The organism is Sphingomonas sp., assembly GCF_035944535.1.
Classification (GTDB): domain Bacteria; phylum Pseudomonadota; class Alphaproteobacteria; order Sphingomonadales; family Sphingomonadaceae; genus Sphingomonas_B.
The window spans coordinates 234,931-258,345 of the sequence record NZ_DASZBC010000010.1; the positions used below are offsets into that span (position 1 = coordinate 234,931).

At 65.4% G+C, this 23,415-nt stretch carries 21 protein-coding genes and 2 tRNA genes; 10 read left to right on the forward strand and 13 right to left on the reverse strand.

Features of this window, described 5'->3' with window-relative positions; genetic code table 11:
• Nucleotides 1-5 precede the first annotated feature (5 nt).
• Nucleotides 6-2,369, reverse strand: a complete 2,364-nt coding sequence (locus VGT77_RS11235) for a TonB-dependent receptor (RefSeq protein WP_327462579.1) — start codon at nucleotides 2,367-2,369, stop codon at nucleotides 6-8.
• A gap of 109 nt (nucleotides 2,370-2,478) precedes the next feature.
• Here VGT77_RS11235 and VGT77_RS11240 point away from each other — a divergent pair, with 109 nt between their 5' ends.
• Nucleotides 2,479-3,384: a crotonase/enoyl-CoA hydratase family protein gene (locus VGT77_RS11240; RefSeq protein ID WP_327462581.1), complete on the forward strand. Its 906-nt coding sequence runs from the start codon at nucleotides 2,479-2,481 to the stop codon at nucleotides 3,382-3,384.
• A 120-nt stretch (nucleotides 3,385-3,504) separates the two neighbouring features.
• The gene (locus VGT77_RS11245) at nucleotides 3,505-4,956 is read left to right on the forward strand and encodes an amino acid permease (RefSeq protein ID WP_327462583.1); all 1,452 of its coding nucleotides are present in this window, start codon (nucleotides 3,505-3,507) and stop codon (nucleotides 4,954-4,956) included.
• Here the strand turns inward: VGT77_RS11245 and VGT77_RS11250 are convergent.
• Nucleotides 4,934-5,335 carry a DUF2147 domain-containing protein gene (locus tag VGT77_RS11250; protein ID WP_327462585.1) on the reverse strand — a complete coding sequence of 134 codons (402 nt, stop codon included), beginning with the start codon at nucleotides 5,333-5,335 and terminating at the stop codon, nucleotides 4,934-4,936. The genes VGT77_RS11245 and VGT77_RS11250 overlap by 23 nt on opposite strands.
• 108 nt (nucleotides 5,336-5,443) lie before the next feature.
• Here VGT77_RS11250 and VGT77_RS11255 point away from each other — a divergent pair, with 108 nt between their 5' ends.
• The 5 genes from VGT77_RS11255 (at nucleotide 5,444) to VGT77_RS11275 (ending at nucleotide 11,268) form a co-directional block, all read left to right on the forward strand.
• The gene (locus tag VGT77_RS11255; protein WP_327462587.1) at nucleotides 5,444-6,604 is read left to right on the forward strand and encodes a parallel beta-helix domain-containing protein; all 1,161 of its coding nucleotides are present in this window, start codon (nucleotides 5,444-5,446) and stop codon (nucleotides 6,602-6,604) included.
• 2 nt (nucleotides 6,605-6,606) lie between these two features.
• Nucleotides 6,607-7,560 carry an SO2930 family diheme c-type cytochrome gene (locus VGT77_RS11260; RefSeq protein WP_327462589.1) on the forward strand — a complete coding sequence of 318 codons (954 nt, stop codon included), beginning with the start codon at nucleotides 6,607-6,609 and terminating at the stop codon, nucleotides 7,558-7,560.
• 96 nt (nucleotides 7,561-7,656) lie between these two features.
• Nucleotides 7,657-8,520, forward strand: a complete 864-nt coding sequence (mtnP, locus tag VGT77_RS11265) for an S-methyl-5'-thioadenosine phosphorylase (protein ID WP_327462591.1) — start codon at nucleotides 7,657-7,659, stop codon at nucleotides 8,518-8,520.
• Nucleotides 8,517-9,152, forward strand: a complete 636-nt coding sequence (gene maiA / locus VGT77_RS11270) for a maleylacetoacetate isomerase (RefSeq protein ID WP_327462593.1) — start codon at nucleotides 8,517-8,519, stop codon at nucleotides 9,150-9,152. Before mtnP ends, maiA begins: the two co-directional genes overlap by 4 nt.
• A gap of 97 nt (nucleotides 9,153-9,249) precedes the next feature.
• Nucleotides 9,250-11,268: a TonB-dependent receptor gene (locus tag VGT77_RS11275; RefSeq protein WP_327462595.1), complete on the forward strand. Its 2,019-nt coding sequence runs from the start codon at nucleotides 9,250-9,252 to the stop codon at nucleotides 11,266-11,268.
• Here the strand turns inward: VGT77_RS11275 and VGT77_RS11280 are convergent.
• From VGT77_RS11280 to VGT77_RS11300, 5 genes are all read right to left on the reverse strand, one after another.
• The gene (locus VGT77_RS11280) at nucleotides 11,265-12,713 is read right to left on the reverse strand and encodes a flippase (protein ID WP_327462597.1); all 1,449 of its coding nucleotides are present in this window, start codon (nucleotides 12,711-12,713) and stop codon (nucleotides 11,265-11,267) included. The genes VGT77_RS11275 and VGT77_RS11280 overlap by 4 nt on opposite strands.
• A gap of 101 nt (nucleotides 12,714-12,814) precedes the next feature.
• Nucleotides 12,815-14,158 carry a UDP-glucose/GDP-mannose dehydrogenase family protein gene (locus VGT77_RS11285; RefSeq protein WP_327462635.1) on the reverse strand — a complete coding sequence of 448 codons (1,344 nt, stop codon included), beginning with the start codon at nucleotides 14,156-14,158 and terminating at the stop codon, nucleotides 12,815-12,817.
• Nucleotides 14,159-14,227: 69 nt separating this feature from the next.
• Entirely contained in the window at nucleotides 14,228-16,150 is a 1,923-nt protein-coding gene (locus tag VGT77_RS11290) for a S9 family peptidase (protein ID WP_327462599.1), read from the reverse strand.
• A gap of 50 nt (nucleotides 16,151-16,200) precedes the next feature.
• Nucleotides 16,201-16,401: a hypothetical protein gene (locus VGT77_RS11295; protein WP_327462601.1), complete on the reverse strand. Its 201-nt coding sequence runs from the start codon at nucleotides 16,399-16,401 to the stop codon at nucleotides 16,201-16,203.
• A gap of 128 nt (nucleotides 16,402-16,529) precedes the next feature.
• Complete coding sequence (locus VGT77_RS11300) at nucleotides 16,530-17,147, reverse strand: DNA-3-methyladenine glycosylase 2 family protein (protein ID WP_327462603.1); 618 nt, start codon at nucleotides 17,145-17,147, stop codon at nucleotides 16,530-16,532.
• 71 nt (nucleotides 17,148-17,218) lie between these two features.
• Here VGT77_RS11300 and VGT77_RS11305 point away from each other — a divergent pair, with 71 nt between their 5' ends.
• Nucleotides 17,219-17,536, forward strand: a complete 318-nt coding sequence (locus VGT77_RS11305) for a 2Fe-2S iron-sulfur cluster-binding protein (protein ID WP_327462605.1) — start codon at nucleotides 17,219-17,221, stop codon at nucleotides 17,534-17,536.
• A gap of 92 nt (nucleotides 17,537-17,628) precedes the next feature.
• Here the strand turns inward: VGT77_RS11305 and VGT77_RS11310 are convergent, their stop codons facing one another.
• Together VGT77_RS11310 and rlmB are read right to left on the reverse strand one after the other, a co-directional pair.
• Complete coding sequence (locus tag VGT77_RS11310) at nucleotides 17,629-18,273, reverse strand: hypothetical protein (RefSeq protein WP_327462607.1); 645 nt, start codon at nucleotides 18,271-18,273, stop codon at nucleotides 17,629-17,631.
• Between the two features lie 10 nt (nucleotides 18,274-18,283).
• Nucleotides 18,284-19,021 (reverse strand): 23S rRNA (guanosine(2251)-2'-O)-methyltransferase RlmB, encoded by a 738-nt coding sequence (gene rlmB / locus VGT77_RS11315; RefSeq protein ID WP_327462609.1) that lies wholly within the window; start codon nucleotides 19,019-19,021, stop codon nucleotides 18,284-18,286.
• A gap of 96 nt (nucleotides 19,022-19,117) precedes the next feature.
• Between rlmB and VGT77_RS11320 the strand changes: the two genes are divergently transcribed.
• Nucleotides 19,118-19,204 (forward strand) — tRNA-Tyr (locus tag VGT77_RS11320).
• Nucleotides 19,205-19,345: 141 nt separating this feature from the next.
• On the opposite strand, the gene VGT77_RS11325 is transcribed toward VGT77_RS11320, so the two are convergent.
• The 4 genes from VGT77_RS11325 to VGT77_RS11340 all read right to left on the reverse strand — a co-directional run bounded on the left by VGT77_RS11325 (nucleotide 19,346) and on the right by VGT77_RS11340 (nucleotide 22,921).
• Entirely contained in the window at nucleotides 19,346-19,489 is a 144-nt protein-coding gene (locus VGT77_RS11325) for a hypothetical protein (RefSeq protein ID WP_327462611.1), read from the reverse strand.
• 361 nt (nucleotides 19,490-19,850) lie between these two features.
• Nucleotides 19,851-20,618 (reverse strand): LytTR family DNA-binding domain-containing protein, encoded by a 768-nt coding sequence (locus VGT77_RS11330; protein ID WP_327462613.1) that lies wholly within the window; start codon nucleotides 20,616-20,618, stop codon nucleotides 19,851-19,853.
• A gap of 62 nt (nucleotides 20,619-20,680) precedes the next feature.
• Nucleotides 20,681-21,820, reverse strand: coding sequence for a sensor histidine kinase (locus VGT77_RS11335; protein WP_327462615.1), 1,140 nt, complete (start codon nucleotides 21,818-21,820; stop codon nucleotides 20,681-20,683).
• Between the two features lie 126 nt (nucleotides 21,821-21,946).
• Nucleotides 21,947-22,921 (reverse strand): haloalkane dehalogenase, encoded by a 975-nt coding sequence (locus VGT77_RS11340; RefSeq protein WP_327462617.1) that lies wholly within the window; start codon nucleotides 22,919-22,921, stop codon nucleotides 21,947-21,949.
• A gap of 5 nt (nucleotides 22,922-22,926) precedes the next feature.
• Between VGT77_RS11340 and VGT77_RS11345 the strand changes: the two genes are divergently transcribed.
• Nucleotides 22,927-23,000, forward strand: a tRNA-Gly gene (locus tag VGT77_RS11345).
• The last annotated feature ends 415 nt before the right edge of the window (nucleotides 23,001-23,415 follow it).

Here is a 23,415-nt window from a genome sequence, read left to right on the forward strand (position 1 = left end):
GAGGCTCAGAACCGCGTGCTCACCGTCACGCCATAGGTCCGCGGGTCGCCAGGCTGACCGACGATCAGCCCGGTATTGCCCGGCTGCAGCGCCAACAGGTCATAATAGTTCACGTCGAAGGCGTTGCGCACCCAGCCAAAGACGTTCCACTTGTCGTCGGAACGCCAGCCGAAGCGCAGGTTGGTCAGCGCATAGCCCTTCACATCGGTGAAGCGGGATCGCGACGGATTGGCCGAGAATTTGGAGCGATAGCTGCCGTCCACGCCGGCATAGAGCTGACCGTCCAGCCCGCCGAAGGTGACTGGCACATTATATTCCGCGCCATAGGAGGTCGCCCATTTGGAGATGCCGGGCAGCCATTGGCCGGAAATGTCGCAATTCGGGATCGTGCCACCAACCAGCTCCGGCGGACAGGGCGCGTCGGTGAAGCGGACATATTGGTGATCGGTATAGGCACCGCTCGCATAAACGCGCAGCCTCTCGGACGGGCGGGCGGACAGGTCGGCTTCAAGTCCGCGCACCCGCACCTTGTCGGCGTTGGCGAGATAGCCGCGCACCACCGCGAACTGGCCGTTGGTGACGGTCGCCTGATAGTCGCTCGTCTCCGTCCAGAAGCCGGCAAGGTTAAGCGTCACGCGCTTGTCCCAGAACTGCGTCTTCAGGCCCAGTTCGAAATGATCGACCTTCTCCGGCCGCACGGTCACGGCGCCCAGGATCGGCTGATTGTTGGCATCGAGCGGCAGGCCCGACAGGTTGATGCCGCCCGACTTGAAGCTGCGCGCGTAAGTGGCATAGCCGAGCACATCGTCCGTGAACTGGTAGGCTAGGGTGAGGTCGCCCGACACGTTCCAGTCGCTGAACTTCGGCTTGTAGCTTTGCGGCGCGAGGGTGGCGCATTGGTCCCGCACCACTGAGTTGGTCGGCGCCGGGTTGCAGACGATCGCCTGACCGGCGCCATTGGTCACCACTGCCTCATAGGAGCCGCTCTTGCGGTCGTAATTGACGCGCAGCCCCGGCTGGATCTCCAGTCGGTCGGCCACGTGCCAGGTCAGGCGCCCGAAGGCGGCCAGGCTCGTATTCCTGAAGCTGATGTCGTTCGTCGAGGTGAGGCCGTCCAGCACCGCCGGATTGCTCGCGTTGGCACTGGTCGGGTTCAGCGTGTAGCGCGAGGCGGCAGCTCCCTGGCTCTGCCGCCCCTGCGTCGCGATTGTCTGGTGAAAGGCGAACAGGCCGATCACATAGTCGATCGTCCGCTCGCCGTTCGAAGCGAAGCGAAGCTCCTGCGTATATTGCCGCTGCTGCGACGGATTTGCCGAAACGGTCGTGATCGGCAGCCCGATAAAGTCGCGGTCGTTCGACGGCTTCCAATCCCAATAGCGGAACGCCGTCACCGAAGTGAGCGTGCCGAGCCCCAGGTCCCATTCGGCAAGGATGGAGGCGCCGCCGAGTTCCTGTCGGGCGCGCAGTCCGACATCAATGTCGGTCAGCCGGTCGAAGGCGTTCAGGCTGGGCGGCGCATAGCCGAAAGCGGCGGCGAGCGCCGGAAACTGGCGGTTCGCCGGGCGCTGGGTGGTGCCGATCCGCGCCGGGATCTGCACGCAGCAATTCGGGTTCTGCAGGTTGAAATCGGCGGACAGCGTGATGTCGAGCCGGTCGGTCGCGCGCCAAAGCAGCGACCCGCGCACGCCGATATTGTTCAGCTCATTCTGCCATTCGCGCGTGCGCACATTGTAGATCGTGCCGCGCCGATCGCTGGACGCGACGCCGATCCGGAACGCCACTGCGTCGCTGAGCGGGCCTGAGATCGATCCCTTGCTCTGGACATAGTCGAGATTGCCAAGGCTCAGCTCGGCCCGGCCCTCCCATTCAAAGCTGGGCCGTGTCGTGGTGATGTTGATGGCGCCGGCGGTCGTGTTCTTGCCGTAGAGCGTGCCCTGAGGCCCGCGCAGCACCTCGATCCGGTCGACGTCGATGAAGTCGAAGGTCGCGGCGGCGATGCGCGAATAATAGACCTGGTCGACATAGATGCCGACGCCCTGCTCGATGCCGTCGTTTGTGAGGCCGAACGGGGCACCCAACCCGCGAATGTTGGCGGCGGAGTTGCGGGGATTGGTCGAATAGAATTGCAGCGATGGCTGCAGCTGCGTCAGCCGCCCGACGGAGTTGGAGCCGGTCGCGGCGAGCGTCGCACCCGTGATGGCGGCGACAGCGATTGGCACGTTCTGGATACTTTCCTCGCGTCGACGCGCGGTCACGATCAGGTCGCCGTCGGTGACGACCTCCACCTCGGCAGGCGGCTGCGCATTTTCTTGCGCGCGCGCAGGAGCGGCGAGCAGCAGCCCCGTGCTCATCAGCAGAATCACCCGCATGGCATGGTTCCTTCCGCTGAGCAGTTTCTCAACTGGTCGAGTAGAGAACGAGAAAGATTTAGTTTCACCCGCCTTCCAGGCGCCTTAGTCTGCCGCTCAGGAGGCACGGATGACCGCATACGACACCATCGAGACAGTCACAGACGACGGGGTCATGACGATCACGCTGAACCGGCCCGACCGGCTCAACGCTTTCACGCCCGTCATGATGAAAGAGCTGATTGCGGCGTTCGACGAGGCCGATGCCGATGACGCGGTCCGCGCGGTGATCATGACCGGGGCGGGCCGCGCCTATTGCGCCGGGGCGGACCTGGGTGCGGGCGGCGCCACATTCGACTATGCCAAGCGGGCCGACCGGCTGGAGCAGGGCTCGCCGGTGCGCGAGGATGGCAGCGTCGACTATTCGCATCCCGGTGTCCGCGATGGCGGCGGCCGCCTCACCCTGCGCATCTTCAACTGCCGGAAGCCGGTGATCGGCGCGATCAACGGTCCCGCGGTCGGGATCGGCGCCACAATGACGCTGCCAATGGACTTCCGGCTGGCCAGCGACACCGCGAAGTTCGGCTTCGTTTTCGCGCGGCGCGGCATCGTGCCGGAGGCAGCCTCGAGCTGGTTCCTACCGCGGCTGGTCGGTATCAGCCAGGCGCTCGACTGGTGCTATTCAGGGCGCGTGTTCGGTGCGGAAGAGGCGCTGAAGGGCGGCCTGATCCGCTCGATCCATGCGCCCGACGAGCTGCTGGAGGCCGCGCGCAAGCTCGCCTGGGAACTGACTGCCCAGAGTGCTCCTGTGTCCATTGCCCTCACGCGCCAGATGATGTGGCGCATGATGGGCGCCGAACACCCGATGATCGCCCACCGCCTCGACAGCCGCGCCATCTGGTCGCGCGGCCAGAGCGGGGATGCCAAGGAGGGCGTGTCGTCCTTTCTCGAGAAACGCGAGGCGAGCTATCCTGACCGCGTTTCTGCCGATTTTCCGGATTTCGGCGAGCTGCTGAGCGATCCGGGATATAGATGAGGCTTATACCAGACCCGTTCGGGCTGAGCTTGTCGAAGCCCTCCCTTCTTTCTACCAGTTCGGGATAACAGAAAGGGAGGGCTTCGACAGGCTCAGCCCGAACGGAGTGGGGGCATCTCGATGAGCAAACTACTGCGCCGCAAGGCGATCGTCGCGGCGGAGGATCAGCCGCAGGAGCATCGCCTCGCCCGCACGCTCTCATGGCCGCACCTCGTCGCGCTTGGTGTCGGCGCGATCGTCGGCACGGGCATCCTGACGCTGATCGGCGTGGGCGCGGACCGCGCTGGGCCCGCCGTCCTGCTAAGCTTCGTCGTCGCCGGCGCGATCTGCGCTGCCGCTGCGCTCTGCTATGCCGAGATGGCGACGATGATCCCTGCCTCGGGCAGCGCTTACACCTACAGCTATTCGGTGTTGGGCGAGGTGTTCGCCTGGGTGGTCGGCTGGAGCCTGATCCTGGAATATTCGCTAGTAGTAGCGACGGTCGCGGTCGGCTGGTCCGGCTATGCCGTCGGCTTCCTGTCGGGCCTCGGCATCGTGCTGCCCGATGTGCTCACTCACGGCCCCACGGTGGTCGGCAATCTGGCTGACGGCTTCACCATCACCGAAGCCGGCATCAACCTGCCGGCCATCTTCATCATCGCGGTGGTCGCCGGCCTGCTGATGCTCGGAACGCGCGAAAGTGCGACGGTCAATACTGCGCTCGTCGTCCTGAAGATCGTCACCCTCGCGCTGTTTGTCGCGGTCGCACTGCCCTATTTCGACCCCGCGAATCTCGAGCCCTTCGCGCCGAAGGGCTATGGCAGCGTCGAAGGCGATGGCGGCGTCAAATATGGCGTGATGGGTGCCGCGGCGATCATCTTCTTCGCTTTCTACGGCTTCGACGCGATTTCGACCGCGGCTGAGGAAGCAAAGAACCCGGAGCGGGATCTCGCCATCGGCATCGTCGGTTCGATGGCGGCCTGCACCCTTATCTACATGATCGTGGCGGCCGCCGCCGTCGGCGCGCTAAACTACGCGCAGTTCGCGAACAGCCCCGAGCCGCTGGCGCTAATTTTGCGCGAGATCGGACGGCCGGGCATCGCGACCATCATCGCCGCCGCAGCGGCCATCGCGCTGCCGACTGTGCTGCTCGCCTTCCTTTATGGCCAGACCCGCATCTTCATGGTGATGGCGCGCGACGGCTTCCTGCCGACCTCCTGGGCGCGCGTGTCGAAGCGCGGCACGCCGGCGGTTATCACACTGGTGACGGCGATCTTCGTCGCGATCATCGCCGCGGTGACCCCGCTCGACCTGATCGCCTCGCTTGCCAATGCCGGCACGCTCTGCGCCTTCATCGCCGTCGCCCTCTGCGTGCTGGTGATGCGCAAGCGTGCGCCGGACATTCGCCGCGGCTTCCGCACGCCGGCAGCCTGGATCGTCGCGCCCTTGGCGATCCTCGGCTGCATCTATCTCTTCACCAGCCTGCAGTCGGTGACGCAGGTGAGCTTCTTCGTCTGGAACGGGATCGGCCTGCTGATCTACCTGATCTACGGCCTGGCGCGCAGCCGCGCTACTTTGCCTTCGTCCAAGTAACCGACCGGCAGAAGATCGCCACGCAGCCAGTGAGCCTCAGCGTTCCGGGCCCGGTGCGCTGGAGAGTCGTCTTGTAGCTCTTTCCGTTCTTCGGGTCGTAGGCGGTACCGCGCCACAGATTGCCGTCCTCCGCAAAGCCGGTCAGCACCGGCATGCCCAGGATCGGCCGTCCGCGCAGCCTTGCGTCTGGATTGTTGACGTCGGTGCCGGGCGGCTTGATCGGCACCAGGCTCCTGACCAGCCGCCCGCACAAACGCTGGCCGCACGGTGCGATCTCGATCAGCCCGTCCTTGGTGTCGGTCAGCCACGTTCCGGTGACTGCCTCTGCGGCGCGAGATGGAGAGGCGGCGAAGACCAGAAGGATGAATGTCCAGCGCATTTCATCTCCGTTTGTATCGAGCGAAGTCGAGATACGTTTCTCGACTGCGCTCGAAACGAACGGATTGATGGGTGTTGTCAACTGCGCGGAGCAGGGTAGCTTACATTCATGACAGCATTAGCCCTCGCCCTGCTCGCGACCATAACGGTCTCTCCCGGCCCCGACGCTCAGGAACGGCTGCAGGCCGCCCTGATCGAGGCTGCTCCAGGAGACACGGTCCGGCTCGGGCCCGGCCGCTTCGAACTGACCGACGGCCTTTCGCTGGACGTAGACAAGGTCACCGTCCGCGGCGCCGGGCGCGATGCGACGGTGCTGAGCTTCAAGGGTCAGAAAGGCGCCGGCGAAGGCCTGCTGGTCACGTCGGACGATGTGGTGCTGCGCGATTTCGCGGTCGAGGACAGCAAGGGCGACGGCATCAAGTCGAAAGGCGCCGACCGCATCGTCTATTACAATCTCCGCGTCGAATGGACGGGCGGGCCCAAGGAAACCAACGGCGCCTATGGCGTCTATCCGGTCAGCTCGACCGATGTGCTGGTCGACAAGGTGCTGGTCCGCGGCGCCTCGGACGCGGGCATCTATGTCGGGCAATCCAAGAACATCGTCGTCCGCAACTCGGTCGCGGAGAAGAACGTCGCCGGCATCGAGATCGAGAACAGCTATTATGCGGACGTTCATGGCAATGTCGCACGCCACAATACCGGTGGCATTCTGGTCTTCGATCTGCCGAACTTGCCGCAGATGGGCGGCCATTCGATTCGCGTGTTCGACAATCAAGTGACGGACAACGACACGCCCAACTTCGCGCCCAAGGGCAACATCGTCGCCTCGGTTCCGATGGGCACCGGCGTGATGGTCATGGCCAACCGCAACGTGCACGTGTTCGGCAACACGCTGGCGAACAATGCCAGCTCCAACGTGATGCTGATCGGCTATCGCCAGCCATTCGATGACAAGAACTACAACCCGCTGATCCGGCAGGTGGTGATCCGCGATAACAAGCATGGCCGCGCCGGCTTTGCGCCGAGCTTCCCGGGCGGAGCGCAGCTCGCGGGCGCGATGGGCGGCGCCTTGCCGCCGGTCTTCTGGGACGGCACCGGCGAAGCTGTGGTCGTCGCCGAGACGGATGTGCCGACGCTGACCCTGGGTCTCCCCTCGCCGTCCACGCCGCTCGACCAAGCCAAGCCTTCGCTCGCCAAGTTCGACGCAGCTCGCGCGGCGGAACCCGCGCCGGTGGTGCTGCCCGCGTCGATGGAGGCGGCGATCCGGTGAGAGTGACGTTAGCGCTGGCCGTCCTGGCGCTGCTGACCAGCGCCGCGCCGCCAGGCGTCGATGACGCGCTGATCACCGGCGACACGCTGCCGCCGAAGCTCTCCAATTTCCGCTTTTTCGTGAACGGCAAGCCGAACGGACGCGTCGCGCCCTACACGCTCACCACTCCACTCTTTTCCGATTACGCGGACAAGGACCGGTTCATCTATGTGCCGGCCGGGCAAAAGGCGCGGCACACAGGCGACGGGCTGATCGAGTTTCCGATAGGCTCGGCGCTGATCAAGACGTTCAGCTATCCCGGCCAGACGCTCGAAACACGCGTACTGCTAAAGCGGGCGAGCGGCTGGGTGGCGCTGCCCTATGTGTGGGAAGGCAGCGATGCGGTGTTGAAGCGCGGCGGCAAGCGCATCGAGGTGGCAGCTCTCGGCCAGACGATCAGCTACGCCGTGCCGAACCAGAATCAGTGCAAGGAATGCCACCAGTCCTCGGGCGCGGTCGAGCCGATTGGTCCCAAGGCGCGCAACCTCGGCGCGGCGCAGCTACAGAAGCTGGTCACAGCCGGTGTGCTCGACCGCGCGCCAGCCGGCTATACGCTCCCCCGCTGGGACGATCGGCGCGTGCCGGTCGCACAGCGGGCCCGCGCCTATCTCGACGTCAATTGCGGCCACTGCCATTCACGCACCGGCATTGCCAACAACAGTGGCTTGTTCCTGACCTGGGAGGAAGCCGATCCGGTGGCGTTCGGCGTCGGCAAACGCCCGGTAGCGGCGGGACGCGGCAGCGGCGGCCATGACTTCGCCATCGCGCCTGGCGAGCCCGACAAGTCGATCCTGCTCTACCGGATGAACAGCACCGATCCGGGCGTCGCCATGCCGGAACTCGGCCGGTCCTTGGTGCACAAGGAAGGCGTGGCGCTGGTGCGGGAATATATCGCCAGCATGCACCCGCATCCCTAAGTCCGTTCGGCCTGAGCTTGTCGAAGGCCTCCCTTTCTGTACACGGAACCCAGAAGAAGGGAGGGCTTCGACAAGCTCAGCCCGAACGGAGTTAGAATGGACTGGTTCATTGGGGTGCTGGGAGGTTCCGGGCTCTATGCCGTCGACGATCTCGAAGGCGCGGAATGGCAGACCGTCGACACACCTTGGGGAACTCCCTCCGACCAGATACTGACCGGCACCATCGCAGGCATCCGCTTCGCCTTCCTCCCTCGTCACGGTCGCGGTCACCGGCTTTCCCCGACCGAGCTCAACTATCCCGCCAATATCGATGCGCTGAAGCGGATTGGGTGCACCGACCTGCTGGCGCTCTCCGCGGTCGGATCGCTGCGCGAGGAGCTGGCACCGGGCCGCTTCGTGGTCGCCGACCAGTTCATCGACAACACAAGGCACCGCGCCGCCAGCTTTTTCGGTACGGGCCTTGTCGCCCATGTTTCGCTCGCTGATCCGGTTTGTCCGCGCCTCTCCAGCCTTGCCGCCGCGGCAGCGACACGTGCCCGAGCCGAAGTGAGCGAAGGCGGCACCTATATCGCGATCGAGGGGCCTCAGTTCAGCAGCCGCGCGGAAAGCCACATGTACCGCACCTGGGGCGCCGACATCATCGGCATGACCGGCATGCCCGAGGCGAAGCTCGCCCGCGAGGCAGAGCTGCCTTATGCGCTGATCGGCATGGTCACCGACTATGACTGCTGGCGCGAAGGAGAGGCGCATGTCGAGGTCAGCGAAGTGCTCCGCGTCATGCACGACAATGCCGGCAAGGCACGGCGGACCATCGTGGAACTCGCCAAGCTGTTGCCCGCAAGGCGAGAGCCGAGCCCGATCGACACATGCCTAGATCACGCGATCGTGACGGCGCCCGACGCGCGCGATCCTGCCTTGATTCGAAAGCTTGATGCCATTGCCGGGAGAGTGTTGCGATGACCATTCGACTGTTTGACTATTTCCGCTCCTCGGCCAGCTACCGGGTGCGGATCGGTCTCAACCTTAAGGGGGCCGAGTATGAACGCATCGACCTGTCGCTGCTCGACGGCAAACATCGCGAGGCGGACAATCTCGCGCGCAACCCGCAAGGCTTCGTGCCGACGCTGGAGTTCGACGGCCATCAGCTGACTCAATCGCTCGCGATTCTCGACTATCTGGACGCGCGCTTTCCCGAACCGCCCTTCGTTTCCAAAGACCCGGCGCGCCGTTCGAAGACGCTCGCCCAGGCGCTGCTGATCGCCTGCGACATCCACCCGATCAACAATCTGCGCGTCCTCAAATATCTGAAAGGCGAGCTCGGCGCGTCCGACGAGGCGCGGGACGACTGGTATCGTCACTGGGTGCGCGAGGGGTTCGTCGCGCTGGAGACGATGGCGGAAGGCAGCGGCCGCTATCTTGGCGGCGATGCGCCAGACTTGGCCGACATCTGCCTGGTGCCGCAGATGTTCAATGCACGGCGCTTCAACCTAGACCTGACGCCCTTCCCGACCCTAGTGCGGATCGACGCAGCACTGCAGGAGCTGGACGCCTTCGCCGCAGCGAGCCCGGAGCGGGTCAGCCAGTCATCCTAAACTCCGTTCGGCCTGAGCTTATCGAAGGCCTGCCTTTCTACAGCAAAAAGAAGAACAGGGCTTCGACAAGCTCGGCCCGAACGGAGTAGGGGAGCGCGTGCTTCTATACCTCCTTCTCCAATCCGCCGAACCTGCCATTGTCGTTACCGGCCGCGGTCTCGCCGAAGCACCCGGCGACGCCGCCTATGATATTGTCACCATCAATCGCGACCGGCTGACCTCCAGCGCTAGCGGCCGGCTCGAGGATGTCCTGCGCGATATGGCGGGCCTGCAGCAATTCCGCCGCTCCGATGCGCGCTCCGCCAATCCGACCAGCCAGGGCGTGACGCTGCGCGGCCTCGGCGGCAATGCCGCGAGCCGGGCGCTGCTGATTCTCGACGGCGTGCCGCAAGCCGATCCGTTCGGCGGCTGGGTCGCCTTTCCGGCCTATGCGCCGGAGCGGCTAGGCCAGGTGCGGGTCACGCGTGGGGGCGGCAGCGGCCTCTTCGGACCGGGAGCGCTCGCCGGCACCATCGAGCTGTCGAGCGCCACGCCAGGCGAGCTGCCGCGGCTCGGAGGCGGGATAGCCTATGGCAGCCGCGAGAGCCTTGACGCGGACATCATAGGCAGCGGCCGGTTGGGCGCGGGCTTCGCAGTGCTGTCGGCTGATTATGCGCGCGGCAGCGGCTTCAATCCGATCATCCGCTCTCAACGTGGCCCCGCCGACCGCCCGGCCGATTACGAGCAGGGCAGCGTCTCCGCCCGTGCGGTGGTGCCGATTGCCGCCGACACAGAGCTGCAGGCCAATCTCCTCGCCTTCGCCGACCGGCGGGAACGCGGCACGCGCTTCACCGACAATGGCAGTGACGGCGCCGATGCAAGCCTGCGGCTAGTCGGCCGAGGTCGCTGGGGATTTTCCGCGCTCGCCTATATCCAGACCCGCAGCTTCCGCAGCGAATTCGCCTCGATCAGCGCCGGACGGGAAACCGCAACGCAGACGCTGGACCAGTACAACACGCCGGCGACCGGACTCGGTGCCCGGGTCGAGATCGCTCCGCCCATTGGGGCCGATATCGATCTCCGCATCGGCAGCGACTGGCGCCGCACAAGCGGGCGCACCGAGGAACTCTTCACCTTCGTCAATGCAGCACCGACGCGGCAGCGGCTGGCCGGCGGCGTGACCGGAACGATTGGAGCCTTTGCCGACCTGTCCTGGAGAACCGGAGATCTGGTGCTGAGCGTCGGCGGCCGGGTCGATCGCTGGGCCATCCGCGACGGGCTCCTGCGCGAGACCACGCTCGGCTCTGGCGCGGTGCTGACCGACAGCCGCTTCGCCGATCGTAGCGGCTGGGAGCCGACCGGACGCGCAGGCCTCGCCTGGCGCGCCAATGACGCGCTGACCCTTCGCGCCGCCGCCTATGCCGGCTGGCGGCTGCCGACCCTGAACGAGCTCTACCGTCCATTCCGCGTGGGTGCCGATGCGACGGCACCCAATGCTGGCCTTTTGCCGGAGCGCCTGCATGGGGCCGAGCTTGGAGCGGAGTTCCGTCCCGCTCAAGGCGTACGGCTGGCTGCGACGCTGTTCGATAACCGGCTCGACAATGCCATTGCCAATGTCACCGTTGCGCGCGGACCCGGCACCTTCCCCGGCGTAGGGTTCGTGTCCGGCGCCGGCTTCTACCGTGTGCGGCACAATCTGGACCGCGTCCGCGCGCGCGGCGTGGAGCTGGACGGCGCCGTGCAGATGGGCGTCTGGGGCCTGACCGCCTCCTACGCCTATACAGACTCACGCATACGCGCCTCCGGCCAAGCGGCCTCGCTGGACAGCCTTCGTCCCGCGCAGACGCCTCGGCACACAGCCTCCGCTACCCTCAGCTGGTTGCCGGGGCGCGCACGCGCCTCGGTTACGATGCGCTATGTGTCGGGTCAGTTCGAGGACGATCAGAATAGCCGTACGCTCGAAGATGCGCCGACCATCGACGCCGCATTGGCCCTGCCGATCTCCACCTCGCTGAGCCTTGAGGCGCGCGGCGTGAACCTTGCCGACGCCCGAGTTGAAGCAGCGATCTCCGGCGACGGCGTGATCGAGCGGGCGAGCCCGCGGACGCTCTGGCTGGGGCTCCGCTTCGGCCGCTAGGGCACGAAGCGCTTCACCAGGGCGCGCCCGCGGTCCATTAGTTCAGGCGGCGCGATCTTCCAGCAGAGGATCGCGGTGATCATGCCCAACAAGGCACCGCTCGCCCACCAGCGCCAGTCGCTATAGTCGAGCGCGGCCGAAATGACGGCACCCGCCAGCATCGGCAACGCGACGAGCCCTATCAATGGCGCCGGGTTCAGCCTCCGCCGCGCCGCCCACCAGAGCAGCAGGAAATCGACCGAGCAGCGGAATGCGAACACGGCCGCGCAGCCAATCAGTCCGAACCATTTCATCCCGAAATAGAGCAGCACTAGATAAGGCGGGATCTGCGCGAGCAGGCATTTGGTGACAAGGTCGGGCCGTCCCATGCCTTGCAACCAGCTATAGGGAACGACGGCAAAGGCGTTCGCCCAATAGCCGAACACGATCAGCACGCCAACATCGGCTGCCGGGCGGCCGATTTCGCTGCCGACCCACAGGTCCAGAAACGGATGCAGCACGTAGATGGCGCCGAGGATCGGCAGGCTGATGCCGGCGAGCAGCACGCGGACGGCCTTGTCGCTCAAGGCCGCGCGCTCCTCTGGCGAAGCGGTCGGCAGGCGCGGGAAAACGGCGGTCACCAGAGCGTTGGGGAAGATGGTAATGCGCTGGGCGAGTTGGAACGGCACCGTGTAGATCGTCACCGCCTTAGCGCCGAGCACGGCGCCGATGGCGAACCGGTCGAGGATGACGAGGATCGGCCCGAACAATCCGGTGACCGTTACCCAACCACCATAGCCGAGCAGCTCCTTGATCTGGCTGCGGTCGAAGCGCGCTTTCTGCCCTTTGGTGATGAACAAATGGCAGCGCCACCACAGCACCGCGATTGCGATGGCGCGCGCTGCCACCGACGCGAGCAGCAACAGGCTGAGATTGGGCCCGAACGCGAGCGCCACGAACAGGGGCAGCAGCTGAAACAGGCTGGTCGACAGGACCGAGACCATGTTGGTCTCAAGAAACCGGTCGCGCGCCTGCAAGGCGCCGCTCAGCACGCCTGTCATCGTCGCGATGGGCACAGCGAGCGCCAGGAACGGCACAGCTGCCGAGATTTCGGGTCGCAGCGCCGGGTCGACCTTGAATATCTGATCGAAGAAGAAGGCGGCGGCGCCCCACAGCACCAGTGCACCCAGGACGCCCATGAGCACATTGGTCAGGATCGCGGTCCAGAACACATCGGCGCGATCCTGCGCGGGAGCGTCCTTCAACGCGGCGATGCTGTAGGTCGTCGCGCGGCCCAGTCCCAGATCGAACAGCCCGAAATAGCCGAGCAGCAGCCAGGCAATGGCAAGCACCCCATAACGGTCGGTGCCCACGAGCTTCAGGTAGATGGGGACGGTGACGAGCGCGAGCAGGATCGGGAGCACCGCCCCGATCAGGTTATAGGTCGCGTTCCGGCTGACGCTCATTGATTGGCCATCACATCGTCATTGCGAGGATGGAAGCGACGAAGCAATCCATCAGGCGGCGCCGGACCTGGATTGCTTCGCTCCGCTCGCAATGACGTGCGTTAAGCGACCTTCTGCTCGAGCGGCGCTTCCACGCCGGCGACGCCGCGTCCGACGCCGAAATAGGTCATGCCCGCCTTCTCGGCCTCGGCCGGGTTATAGACGTTGCGCAGGTCGACCAGCACCGGCTGGCGCATCGATCCGGCGAGCCGCTTGAGATCCAGCGCGCGGAACGCGTCCCATTCGGTGACCAGCACGAGAACGTCGGCGCCTTCGGCCACTTGATAGGCATTGGCCCTGTAGTCGAGCTCGCCCAGCATCGCGCGGGCTTGTTCCACGCCTTCCGGATCATAGGCGGCGATGTCCGCGCCGGCCTCACGCAGCACCCGCACGATGTCCAGCGAAGGCGCGTCGCGCATGTCGTCAGTGTTGGGCTTGAAGGTCAGGCCGAGCAGCCCGACCCGCTTGCCCTTGGCCGAGCCACCCAGCACTTCGATGACCTTATGGCCCATTGCTTCCTTGCGCAGGTCGTTCGCCTCGACCGTCGCATGCACGATGCGCAGCGGCACGCCATAATCCTCGGCCGTCTTCAGCAGTGCCAGCGTGTCTTTGGGGAAGCAGGAGCCGCCATAGCCCGGGCCCGCGTGCAGGAACTTGGAGCCGATGCGGTTGTCGAGGCCGATGCCGCGTGACACATCCTTGACGTCCGCGCCGACCTGCTCGGCCAGGTCGGCAAGCTCGTTGATGAAGCTGATCTTGGTCGCAAGGAACGCATTCGCCGCGTATTTGATCAGCTCGGCGGTGCGCCGGCCGGTGAACAGCAAAGGCGCGGCGTTCAGGTAGAGCGGACGATAGACCTCGCGCATCACATCCTGAGCATGCGCGTCCTCAGTTCCGACGACGATACGGTCGGGCCGCTTGAAATCGCCGATCGCTGCGCCCTCGCGCAGGAACTCCGGATTGGAAACGACTGCCCAGGCGAAGTTGGGGCGGGTTTCCTTAAGAATGGCTTCGACCTTGTCGCCTGTGCCGACGGGCACCGTCGATTTGGTGACGACGACGCACGGCTTGTCGGCGGCCTGGGCGATCTCCTTGGCCGCCGCGAACACATAGGACAGGTCGGCATGACCGTCGCCCCGGCGCGACGGCGTGCCGACGGCGATGAACACCGCGTCGGCGCCGGCGATGCCAGCCTTCAGATCAGTGGTGAATGACAGGCGCCCGGCCTTCACGTTCGACGCGACCAGCTGGTCCAGGCCCGGCTCGAAGATCGGCATGCGGCCGGCTTCCAGCGCCTTGATCTTGCCCGCATCCTTGTCGACGCAGACCACGTCATGGCCGAAATCGGACAGGCAGGCTCCCGAAACGAGGCCGACATAGCCCGAGCCGATCATCGTAATCTTCATCATGTCACCCTGAACTTGAAGCGGCGCCGCCTTAGCCGCCGCCGCTTATCGTTACCACCGGATAAAGGGTTAAGCGCGCGCCAGGAACTGCGCCGTCGACGCAGCCACCGTCTCCCCCGCCGGCTCGCACCGGCCGCCCAAATTGGCGGCCAAGAACTCCTCCGTGATCGCGTTGAAGGCGATGTTGTTTTCCGGACGCGCGAAGCCGTGCCCCTCGTCCGGAAAAAGCACATAGGTGACGGGAATGTTCCCGGCCTTCATTGCGGACACGATCTGGTCGGATTCGGCCTGCTTGACGCGGGGATCATTGGCGCCCTGGCCGATCAGCAGCGGTCGCACGATCCGGTCGGCCTTGTAGAGGGGCGACCGGTCCTTGAGCAGCTGCAGCCCTTCCGGCGTTTCGGGATTGCCCATGCGCCGATGAAATTGCTGCACCACCGGCTTCCAATAAGGCGGGATGGTCTGCAGCAGCGTTTCCAGGTTGGACGGCCCGACGATGTCGACGCCGCAGGCGAACAGTTCCGGCGTGAAGGTCAGCCCGGCAAGCGTCGCATAGCCGCCATAAGAACCGCCCATGATCGCGATCCGGTCTCGGTCGGCGATGCCCTCCGCCACAGCCCACTCGACTGCATCGACAAGGTCGTCATGCATCTTCGCGCCCCATTGGAGGTCGCCGGCCGAGATGAAGCTCTTGCCGAAGCCCGTCGAGCCGCGGAAGTTAACCGACAGCACCGCATAGCCACGGTTCGCCAGCCATTGATGATACGGGTTGTAGCCGTGATGGTCGCGCGCCCAGGGGCCGCCATGGACGAGCAACACCATAGGCAGCGGCCGGTCGGGAATGCTCTCCTTGGCCGTTGCCGCTCCATTGGGCAGGGACAGATAGGCGGTCAGCGTCAGCCCATCGCGCGTCCGCAGCTCCAGCGGGTGCATCGGCACCAAAGGCGCATGCTCCAGCTCCGGTCGTGACACGTAGAACAGCTCCAGCCGGTCCGCGTCGCGATCATAGAGGTAAACGGCGGGCGGCCCGGTCACCGGGTCCACCGCGACCGTCCACTGGCGATCGTCATCGGTGCGCGACGTGATCTCGATATCGCCTTTAAGCCGCTCGCGCAGGCGCTTCAGCGTCGCGCCGATTTCCTGATCGAGGCCCACCCACTCCTTAGTCAGGTAATCGACCGAATAGGCCTCCACTTCGCCGGTGAGCGGGTGAGAAAGCGTGCCGCCGATATCCGCGCGCGGGTCCTCGGCGATGACGCGCCGGCCGCCGGTCGCCATGTCCTCGGCGATCAGCGCCGCCGTATCCCGGCCGCGGCTGTCGACCCAGTAGAGCGTCGCCCCGTCGGTCGTGAAGCCGGCGGGCTGGGTAGTGAGCGAGTCCTCGAGCGTGGTGGCGGCGAACGGCGCCTCCTCCACTCTGCCGTCCTCAACGCGATGGAAGTCCATGCCGCCCTCGGCATTGGGGCGCACCGCGATCCGCAGCTTCAGCGCATCATCGGCAAGGAAGCCGGCAAAGCTGTCGCCGCGCATGACCTCGGTCAGCTGTCCAGTCGCCAGGTCGAGCGAATGCACATCGTGCCATTGCGGGTCGCGATTGTTGAGGCCGACAAGAATGCGGCCGCGCTCCGTCACCGAGGTGCCCATGATCAGCACGCGTGTGTTCTCATAGGGGGTGAGGCATGCTTCGGCACCGCTCTTGATATCGACACGGTAGAGCAGAAAATTCTCATCGCCGCCCTTGTCCTGCACATAGAGAAGTGACTGGCTGTCCGGCGCCCAGAGGTATTGGCTGATCGGACGAACCTTCTCCGCCGTCATCGGCCGGGCGTCGGAAGGCGCATCGGAAGGCGCCAGCCACAGGTTCATCACGCCATCGCGGGGCGCGAGCCAGGACAGCCAACGTCCATCGGGGCTGACCCGCCCTTGCGCGCGCGTGGGATTGCCGAACAGCTTTGCCCGCTCGATCAGGGGAACTTCTGGAGTATGCGTCATGGCCGCTGCTTTACGGCCTCGGCGCTCCGCCTCAAGCGCCCTCGTTGACGTCAGTGCGCCAAATCGCCGAGCAAGCGGCACGTTTCCTTGATCTCGCCAAGGAGCCGATGCTGTTCGTCCCGGGTCAGCATCACTGCGCGCTCGCGCCAGGCGACAATGATCCGCTCGCGCAGGTCGGTGATCTCGCCCAGCATCTCATCGGCACTGAACGCGTCGAGCTGATAGACATTTTTGCGTTCCTGGTCAGGCATAGATGCCTCCCGTGAGAAGCGGGAGCGTGCCAAAGACTCTCATGGCGCGCGCTTCGATGCAAAATGCGCCAATGCCCTCTCTATAGCCTGGTTCGGCATGGAATGTCCATGATTCCGCCTGATCCAGGTTAAAGCGCCACCATCTTATAGTGGTGCCAGGCGAAAATCGCGGCGGCGCCCCGGTGCGGGCGCCAAGCTTCGGCAAGTTCGCGCGTGCGCTTCTCGTTTGGGCGCTCGGGCAGCCCAAGCAGGACGCCGACTTCGCGCATCACCGCCAGATCGCCAGCGGGCCAGATGTCGGGCCGCCCTTCCGCGAACAGCAGGTAAATCTCCGCCGACCAGCGGCCGATACCTTTGATCTTGGTCAGCGCGGCGATGGCTTCCTCATCGTCTTCAGGCAGGTTGGACAGGTCCAACTCGCCGCTGACCACCAGCTGGGCCAGGCTGCGCGCATAGCCGCTCTTCTGCCGCGACAGTCCCGCCGCGCGGAGGTCCTCGTCGGAGGCGGCGAGCAGCCGTTGCGGGTCGGTCGTGTCGCCGAGCAACGCCGCGAGCTTGTTCCACATCGATGCGGCCGCCGCGACGCTGACCTGCTGGCCGACGATGGTGCGCAGCAGCGTCTCATAGCCCGGCTCGCGGATGCGCGGCTCGGGATAGCCGGCCCGGGCGATCGCTTCGGCGAAGACCGGTTCGCGCGCCGCGAGCGCGTCCAGCGACTCCTTCAGCTGCTCGGCCGAAAGCCCCATGCTTGACCCTCCCCCGCTCTCGCGACATTGCGTGCGCAAAGCCTCGCTAGGCTGAACGGAAAGGGAACACAATGCCGAAGCTGGTGGTGGTGACGCGGGACGGAAGCGAGCGGGCGGTCGACGGCGATGTCGGCCTGTCGGTCATGGAAGTGATCCGCGAGAACGGCTTCGACGAACTGCTCGCGCTATGCGGCGGCTGCTGCAGCTGCGCCACCTGCCATGTCCATGTCGATGCGGACTGGGCCGAGCGGCTGCCGAAGATGAGCGAGGATGAGAACGACCTGCTCGAATCGAGCGATCACCGGAACGAGAGCTCGCGCCTGTCTTGCCAGATTCCGTTCACCCAGGATCTGGACGGCCTGCGGGTGACCATCGCGCCGGAGGATTGACGCTCATCCGTCATTGCGAGTGCAGCGAAGCAATCCAGTGGAGTCTACGAGCGGCTGGATTGCCGCGTCGCTCCGCTCCTCGCGATGACGGCCTAGTGCAGCCGCAGCACCGCTGTTGGCGCATCACGCGTCAGCGGCGACACTTTCCAGGTCAGCGTCTTGCGCGGACCGGCCGTTCCCGGGCCCTCTTCATTGTTGGTGCTGACCAGCTCGGCATCGGTTTCCAGCACGAACGTTCCGTCCAGCTTGTCGCTGGAATCGGCGGCGCCGCTCATCGGGCCCAGCTCGTCCTTGCTTTCATTGGCGAAACCGGGCGCCTTCACCCGCACCGTGCCATTGCCGCGCAGCTCGACAGCGACAAAGGGCACGATCGCCTGCCCGTCCAGATTGAACGGGTAGATGAAGTTGTGCGTGAGCGTGCCGGAGACCTGATAGTCGATCGCGAATGCGCCATCGCCCAGATAGCGGACCGAGCGATAGCCCGCTTCCTTGGAGAGCGCATCGGCGATGGCACGCGCCTTCACCTCGGCCTTGCGCTTGTCGTCGGCGCTGACCGGCTCCTTGCCTGGCTTCATCTGCTCCGGGTCGAGCGCATGCACTTCGCCGACATAAGAATAGGTGAAGCTGCGATCGGCGTTGATCAGTAGCCGCGAGGTGAACTTGCCGGGCGTCAGCAGGCAGCCGGCGAGCAGCAGCGGCAGGCACAAGGCCGCCGCCAGTCGAACGAACACCCCCATATGCCCTCCCTCAGCTTCGGGTCGCCGCCGCATAGAGCGCGATCGCCGCGGCGTTCGACACGTTCAGGCTTTCTACCCTGTCGCTGATCGGAAGTCGCGCCAGTTCGTCGCAGTGCGCGGCCGTGTTCTGCCGCATGCCCTCGCCCTCGGCGCCAAGCACCAGCGCGACCTTGGCGGACCCAAGCGTCTCGGAAAGCGTCCGCTCCGCCTCTCCGGCCATGCCGATCCGCCAGAAACCGGCCTCGCCGATCTCGTCCAGGGCGCGCGCGAGGTTCACGACCCGCACCCATGGCACCACTTCCAGCGCGCCCGATGCGGCACGGGCAAGCGCCCCCGACTCGGGTGGACTGTGACGGTCCTGAGTGACGATCCCCGCGGCATCGAACGCGGCGGCCGATCGCAGGATCGCGCCGACATTGTGCGGGTCCGTCACCTGATCGAGAACCAGCAGCGGCCGATTGCCCTCGCCGGTCAACAGCTCGTCCAGGAACACGTCCTCCAGCGGCTCGACTTCGAGCACCACGCCCTGATGCGGCGCGTCCTGGGGCACCAGCCGGCCGAGGTCTGCCACGTCGGCGAAGGTGACGGTCAGTTCCTTCGGCAGCTCCATCCGTGCCGCGGCCTCACGCGTCGCCCAGAGCTTGACCGCACGACGTCCGGGGTTGGCAAGCGCGGCGCTGACCGCGTGGCGGCCCCAGAATCTCGGACGGCCGGACGCGGCGGCGGCGGGGCGGTGGCGCTTCTTCATGGGCGGCGCCTCTACAGCAAAGTGAAGGCGTTGACAGGCCGCGCCGCGTTCGTCATTGGCGTCGCCTCCGCTCAACCCGGCTTGACCGGAACCTGTGGACAGGTGGCCGAGTGGTTAAAGGCAGCAGACTGTAAATCTGCCGGGCTTCGCCCTACGCTAGTTCGAATCTAGCCCTGTCCACCACACCCCTTCACAGACCTTGGCTCGTTCGTCATCCCGAGCGCAGCCAAGCAATCCAGTGCCAGTATTGAGTCAGCTGGATTGCTTCGTCCCTTCGCTCCTCGCGATGATGATGGAAACTCAGGCGCCAGACGCCTCTGACGGTCAGCGCAGCTTATTGCGGAAATGCTGCCGCTCGAGGGCGCGGCGACGGCGCGACTTCCAGACCGTCTGATGAAAAATCAAGGCTCCGATGGAGCCGACACCGGCCAGCAAAAGCGCGACCAGCAGCGGGAGAATATCGTCCACTTTGTGCCTTATCGTACCCGAAGTTTGGGCGAGAGCTACCGCCTCGCCTCTTCGGAATCAACGTCGCGCGTTATGGTTTGCGTTCCTTCACTCACTTCCGTCGTGCTGTGGCGTCGGTTCGTCGCCTGCTGTCCAGCTTCATCGACACGCATTCCCCTGTGGTCGACAGCACAGCGACCTTTTCTACCCAGAAGCTAGAGCGCCTCCATCGCCGCCAGGGGGGCGGCGAATCGGATGAAAGGACAGTCACATGACCGCAGACGCTCTGCGCACCACCGCGACCTGGCTCGCGGCGTTGTTCGTCGGCACATTGTTCGTTGCCGCCTCGACCTCGTTCGTCGGCATCGCCTAAGTGGGCCGCTCAAGGGAGGCCCAGCTTTTCGGTCAGCGTATCGATATAGCTGGGCCCCACCTGAACATGGGCGCCATCGTCGAGCACCAGAGTGAGGCTCCGATTGGCGCGGCGGACTTCCGCCACCTTCTCCGGCCGCACAAAGGCCGATCGATGCACCCGCATCAACCCCGTTCCATCCAACTTTTCTTCCAGCGCCGCCATCGTCGCCCGCAGCATGTGGCTGCGCGTTTCGGTGTGCAACAGCACATAATCGCGCGCCGCTTCGATCCAGCCGATCGCCTCGATCGGGACCCAGCGATGGCCGTGCCGCTCGGGCACCCAGAAGCCGGCATCGTCGCTGCGGCTGCCGCCGCTCTTCGAGCGCAGCGCCTCCACTTCCTCCAGTAACTTGCCGCTCTGCTCTGCCTGCTCGCGCAACTCGCGGCGGCGGCGGGCGCGGTTGACGGCCTGGCGGAGCCGGTCGAACCGCACGGGTTTAAGCAGATAGTCCGCGGCATCCACTTCGAACGCGTCCGGCGCGTAATGTTCGTGCGCGGTGACGAAAATGATCTCCGGCCGCTTCTCCGGCTCTAGCGCGGCAGCGGTGCGCAGACCGTTGCGGCCGGGCATCTGGATGTCGAGGATGACGAGATCGGGCCCGAGCGCCTCGATCTGCTCCAGCGCCATGTCGCCATCGGTCGCCTGACCGATCACGTCGACATCCTCGATATCGGCGAACAGGGTTCGCAAGCGGTCAAGCGCCAGCGCTTCGTCATCGACCAGCAACACACGCATGCAGCAATCCCCCGAGGCTTTTCCGTCTCTTATCGGACAGCCGGGCCGATCGCTCAAGGGCTTCAGCGGGTGGGCGGCGGCTTGACCGGCATACGAATGACGGAAGCATAGCCCGGATCCCGCGGGCCGGCGGCGACGGATGCGAGCTCTCCATAGAGCGCCGACAAGCGCCGGCGCACATTCTGCAGCCCGACGCCGGTGCCCCCAGGCGCGACGGCATTGGCCGCCCCCTTGCCATCGTCCTCAACGGTCACGATCAGTTCGTCGCCGTCGCGGCGCCCCGTTACGCGGATATTCACCGGCTCCAGCGAAGGCGCGACGCCATATTTGATCGCGTTTTCAACCAGCGGCTGGAGCAGGAAGCTGGGGATCGGCACGCTGCACGCGTCCGACGCGCAGTCGATTTCGACATGCAGCCGCTCGCCGAAGCGGATCGACTCGATCTCCAGATAATCCTCGATCAGCGTCAGCTCCTGATCGAGCGGCACCAACTCGGTCGGGTCTGACGCCAGCGAGGCACGCAGAAAGCTCGACAGCTTGTCGGTCATCAGCTCCGCCTCGTCATTGCGGCGGGTGACGATCATCGCGGAGATGGCGTTCAGCGTGTTGAACAGAAAGTGGGGATTAAGCTGATACCGGAGCGCCGCCAGCTGGGCGTGCTGCGCGGCCGACAGCGCCTGAGCCAGTTCCTTCGCCTGAGACAGCTCGTGCCGGCGCGAGTTGACGAGGTGGAATAGCGCCACGTTGACGCCGAACACGCACACATAGTTGAAGGTCGCGCGATAGGCGCGGCCAAGATCCGTCGGCAGATTCTCCCACGCCGTGTCCACTCGGTTGGCGATCAGGCCCGTGTAGAGCAGGTCGAAACAGACCTGGACGATCGCGGCCGCCAGCACCGCGCCGCCCAGCGCAAGCACCCGGCGCGGCACTTCCCATTCCTCCGTCGCGCGGAACAGTGCGAACAGCGGCATGGCAAGCGCCATGGACAGCAGCAGCGTCACTTCGTCGAGCGCGACGCTGACCCAACCTTCGCCCGGGTGGCGATCGATCAGGATCGGCAGGTAGATGATCGCGACGAAGGTCCAGAGCGCGACCGTCAGCAGAATCGCTTCGCGCCACCCCGCTCCGCCTGCCTGAAAACTGGTCGGCGCCGGCGTGGCCGCGGCGCGGGAAGACCCAAGCAACGACATCCGATCAGCCATCAACACCGTCGCCAAAACCGCACTGCCCCGCTCGATTCGCCCCACAGTGCAGGCTGATCGCGGGCTGGGGCGCGGACCATATCGGCGGGACGAAACTGCGCCCGCACGCGATAAGAACGCCGACGATCATGACGCTGCGGCGAAAGCGGCCAGCGCCGCGCGGGCGATCGGCTCGCCCCATTCCTGCACGAAATGCCCTGCCTCGGGCACGATCATCGGCTCCGGGCAGCCGCAAATGTGCCGCCTTACGCCTTGCATCGCCTCGACGGAGATCACCGGATCGGCGCCTCCCACTGCCATGAAGCTTTGACCCTGCCATTCGTTCGACCACCAGTCGCGGGCTCGGCGCGACGTTTCCGCGCCGGGAGCGAGGAGCCGGTCCGGCACCAGTTCGGGGAAGCGGCGCACACCGGCCTTGTAGCGCATGTCCGGATAGGGCGCGGCATAGGCGGCTGCCTCCGCATCGCTCAGGATCGGGGTCGCACGCTGCATCAGCGCCTTGATGTCGAGATCGGGCTGGGAGCGGTTATAGGCCTTCCACGCCTCGAAGCCCGGCCCAAGCGGACGATCGCCAGTCGCGAAGCCGGTGTTCATCACGATCAGCCTCCGATAGCGCTGCGGCGCCTCCATCGGCAGTGTCAGGCCCAGCAGCCCGCCCCAGTCCTGGCACACGAGCGTAACGTCCTGCAGGTCGAGCGCCTCGACCAGCGCGAGCAACGCGCCCCGATGAAAGTCGAAGGTATAGACCTGGTCGTCGACCGGCTTGTCGGAGCGGCCGAAGCCGTAAAGGTCCGGCGCGATCACCCGGCCCGCCTTGGCAAAGACCGGCAGCATCTTGCGGTAGAGATAGGACCAGCTGGGCTGCCCATGCAGGCAGAGGAACACCGGTCCGCCTCGCGTCCCCTCGTCCAGATAGTGGATGCGCAGCCCCTCATAACCGGGCAGGTCGTCGCGATAATGAGGCGCGAAGCCATAGCCCGGCAGCCCGTCGAACCGCTTGTCCGGAGTGCGCAACGCCTCGATCATCGGACTTTCCCCGCCATCACCCACGCCGATATGCCGGTTGACGAGCGCGTCGTCCACGTGGCAGTCGCGGCGCACCCCGAGCGGGTATAGTTCAATGGTAGAACATCAGCCTTCCAAGCTGAATACGCGGGTTCGATTCCCGCTACCCGCTCCACGCAGTTGACTGCCGGAAAGCTTTGGTTTGCGAAGTCTGGCCGACAGGTCTGGTTCGAACTTTTCTGGGCGAATATGGCGGCTTCGTGGCGAGCTGCGGTGACATGCGAGCCTTTGCCTCCCGGCTTGAGGGAGGAGTTGAAGAGACGAGACCAACGTTTCAACATCATCATCCTGTTCGGGGCGGGAAGTGAAAACACGCAGCGTTCGGCTGTGCCGGATTGCGCTCTAGGCGTTCATGGCCTCGGGCACCGCCTAGTCTGGCGAAGGGGTCTCCTGCTTTAGCAGCGAAGGCACTCGCCTCTTGCACCGGCCCCGATCCCCGCAACCGGATCGGAAAGAACTTGGCAGGTGACGCAACAAAGCAACACCGTGCGGCAAAAGAGACACGCGCATGTCAGCTCCACCTTCTCGCG

What these genes read in the sequence shown, in the direction of transcription:
- VGT77_RS11235 (WP_327462579.1), bottom strand. Translation starts at nt 2,369, where the DNA reads ATGCGGGTGATTCTGCTGATGAGCACGGGGCTGCTGCTCGCCGCTCCT.
- VGT77_RS11240 (WP_327462581.1), top strand. Translation starts at nt 2,479, where the DNA reads ATGACCGCATACGACACCATCGAGACAGTCACAGACGACGGGGTCATG.
- VGT77_RS11245 (WP_327462583.1), top strand. Translation starts at nt 3,505, where the DNA reads ATGAGCAAACTACTGCGCCGCAAGGCGATCGTCGCGGCGGAGGATCAG.
- VGT77_RS11250 (WP_327462585.1), bottom strand. Translation starts at nt 5,335, where the DNA reads ATGCGCTGGACATTCATCCTTCTGGTCTTCGCCGCCTCTCCATCTCGC.
- VGT77_RS11255 (WP_327462587.1), top strand. Translation starts at nt 5,444, where the DNA reads ATGACAGCATTAGCCCTCGCCCTGCTCGCGACCATAACGGTCTCTCCC.
- mtnP (WP_327462591.1), top strand. Translation starts at nt 7,657, where the DNA reads ATGGACTGGTTCATTGGGGTGCTGGGAGGTTCCGGGCTCTATGCCGTC.
- maiA (WP_327462593.1), top strand. Translation starts at nt 8,517, where the DNA reads ATGACCATTCGACTGTTTGACTATTTCCGCTCCTCGGCCAGCTACCGG.
- VGT77_RS11280 (WP_327462597.1), bottom strand. Translation starts at nt 12,713, where the DNA reads ATGAGCGTCAGCCGGAACGCGACCTATAACCTGATCGGGGCGGTGCTC.
- VGT77_RS11285 (WP_327462635.1), bottom strand. Translation starts at nt 14,158, where the DNA reads ATGAAGATTACGATGATCGGCTCGGGCTATGTCGGCCTCGTTTCGGGA.
- VGT77_RS11290 (WP_327462599.1), bottom strand. Translation starts at nt 16,150, where the DNA reads ATGACGCATACTCCAGAAGTTCCCCTGATCGAGCGGGCAAAGCTGTTC.
- VGT77_RS11295 (WP_327462601.1), bottom strand. Translation starts at nt 16,401, where the DNA reads ATGCCTGACCAGGAACGCAAAAATGTCTATCAGCTCGACGCGTTCAGT.
- VGT77_RS11300 (WP_327462603.1), bottom strand. Translation starts at nt 17,147, where the DNA reads ATGGGGCTTTCGGCCGAGCAGCTGAAGGAGTCGCTGGACGCGCTCGCG.
- VGT77_RS11305 (WP_327462605.1), top strand. Translation starts at nt 17,219, where the DNA reads ATGCCGAAGCTGGTGGTGGTGACGCGGGACGGAAGCGAGCGGGCGGTC.
- VGT77_RS11310 (WP_327462607.1), bottom strand. Translation starts at nt 18,273, where the DNA reads ATGGGGGTGTTCGTTCGACTGGCGGCGGCCTTGTGCCTGCCGCTGCTG.
- rlmB (WP_327462609.1), bottom strand. Translation starts at nt 19,021, where the DNA reads ATGAAGAAGCGCCACCGCCCCGCCGCCGCCGCGTCCGGCCGTCCGAGA.
- VGT77_RS11330 (WP_327462613.1), bottom strand. Translation starts at nt 20,618, where the DNA reads ATGCGTGTGTTGCTGGTCGATGACGAAGCGCTGGCGCTTGACCGCTTG.
- VGT77_RS11335 (WP_327462615.1), bottom strand. Translation starts at nt 21,820, where the DNA reads ATGGCTGATCGGATGTCGTTGCTTGGGTCTTCCCGCGCCGCGGCCACG.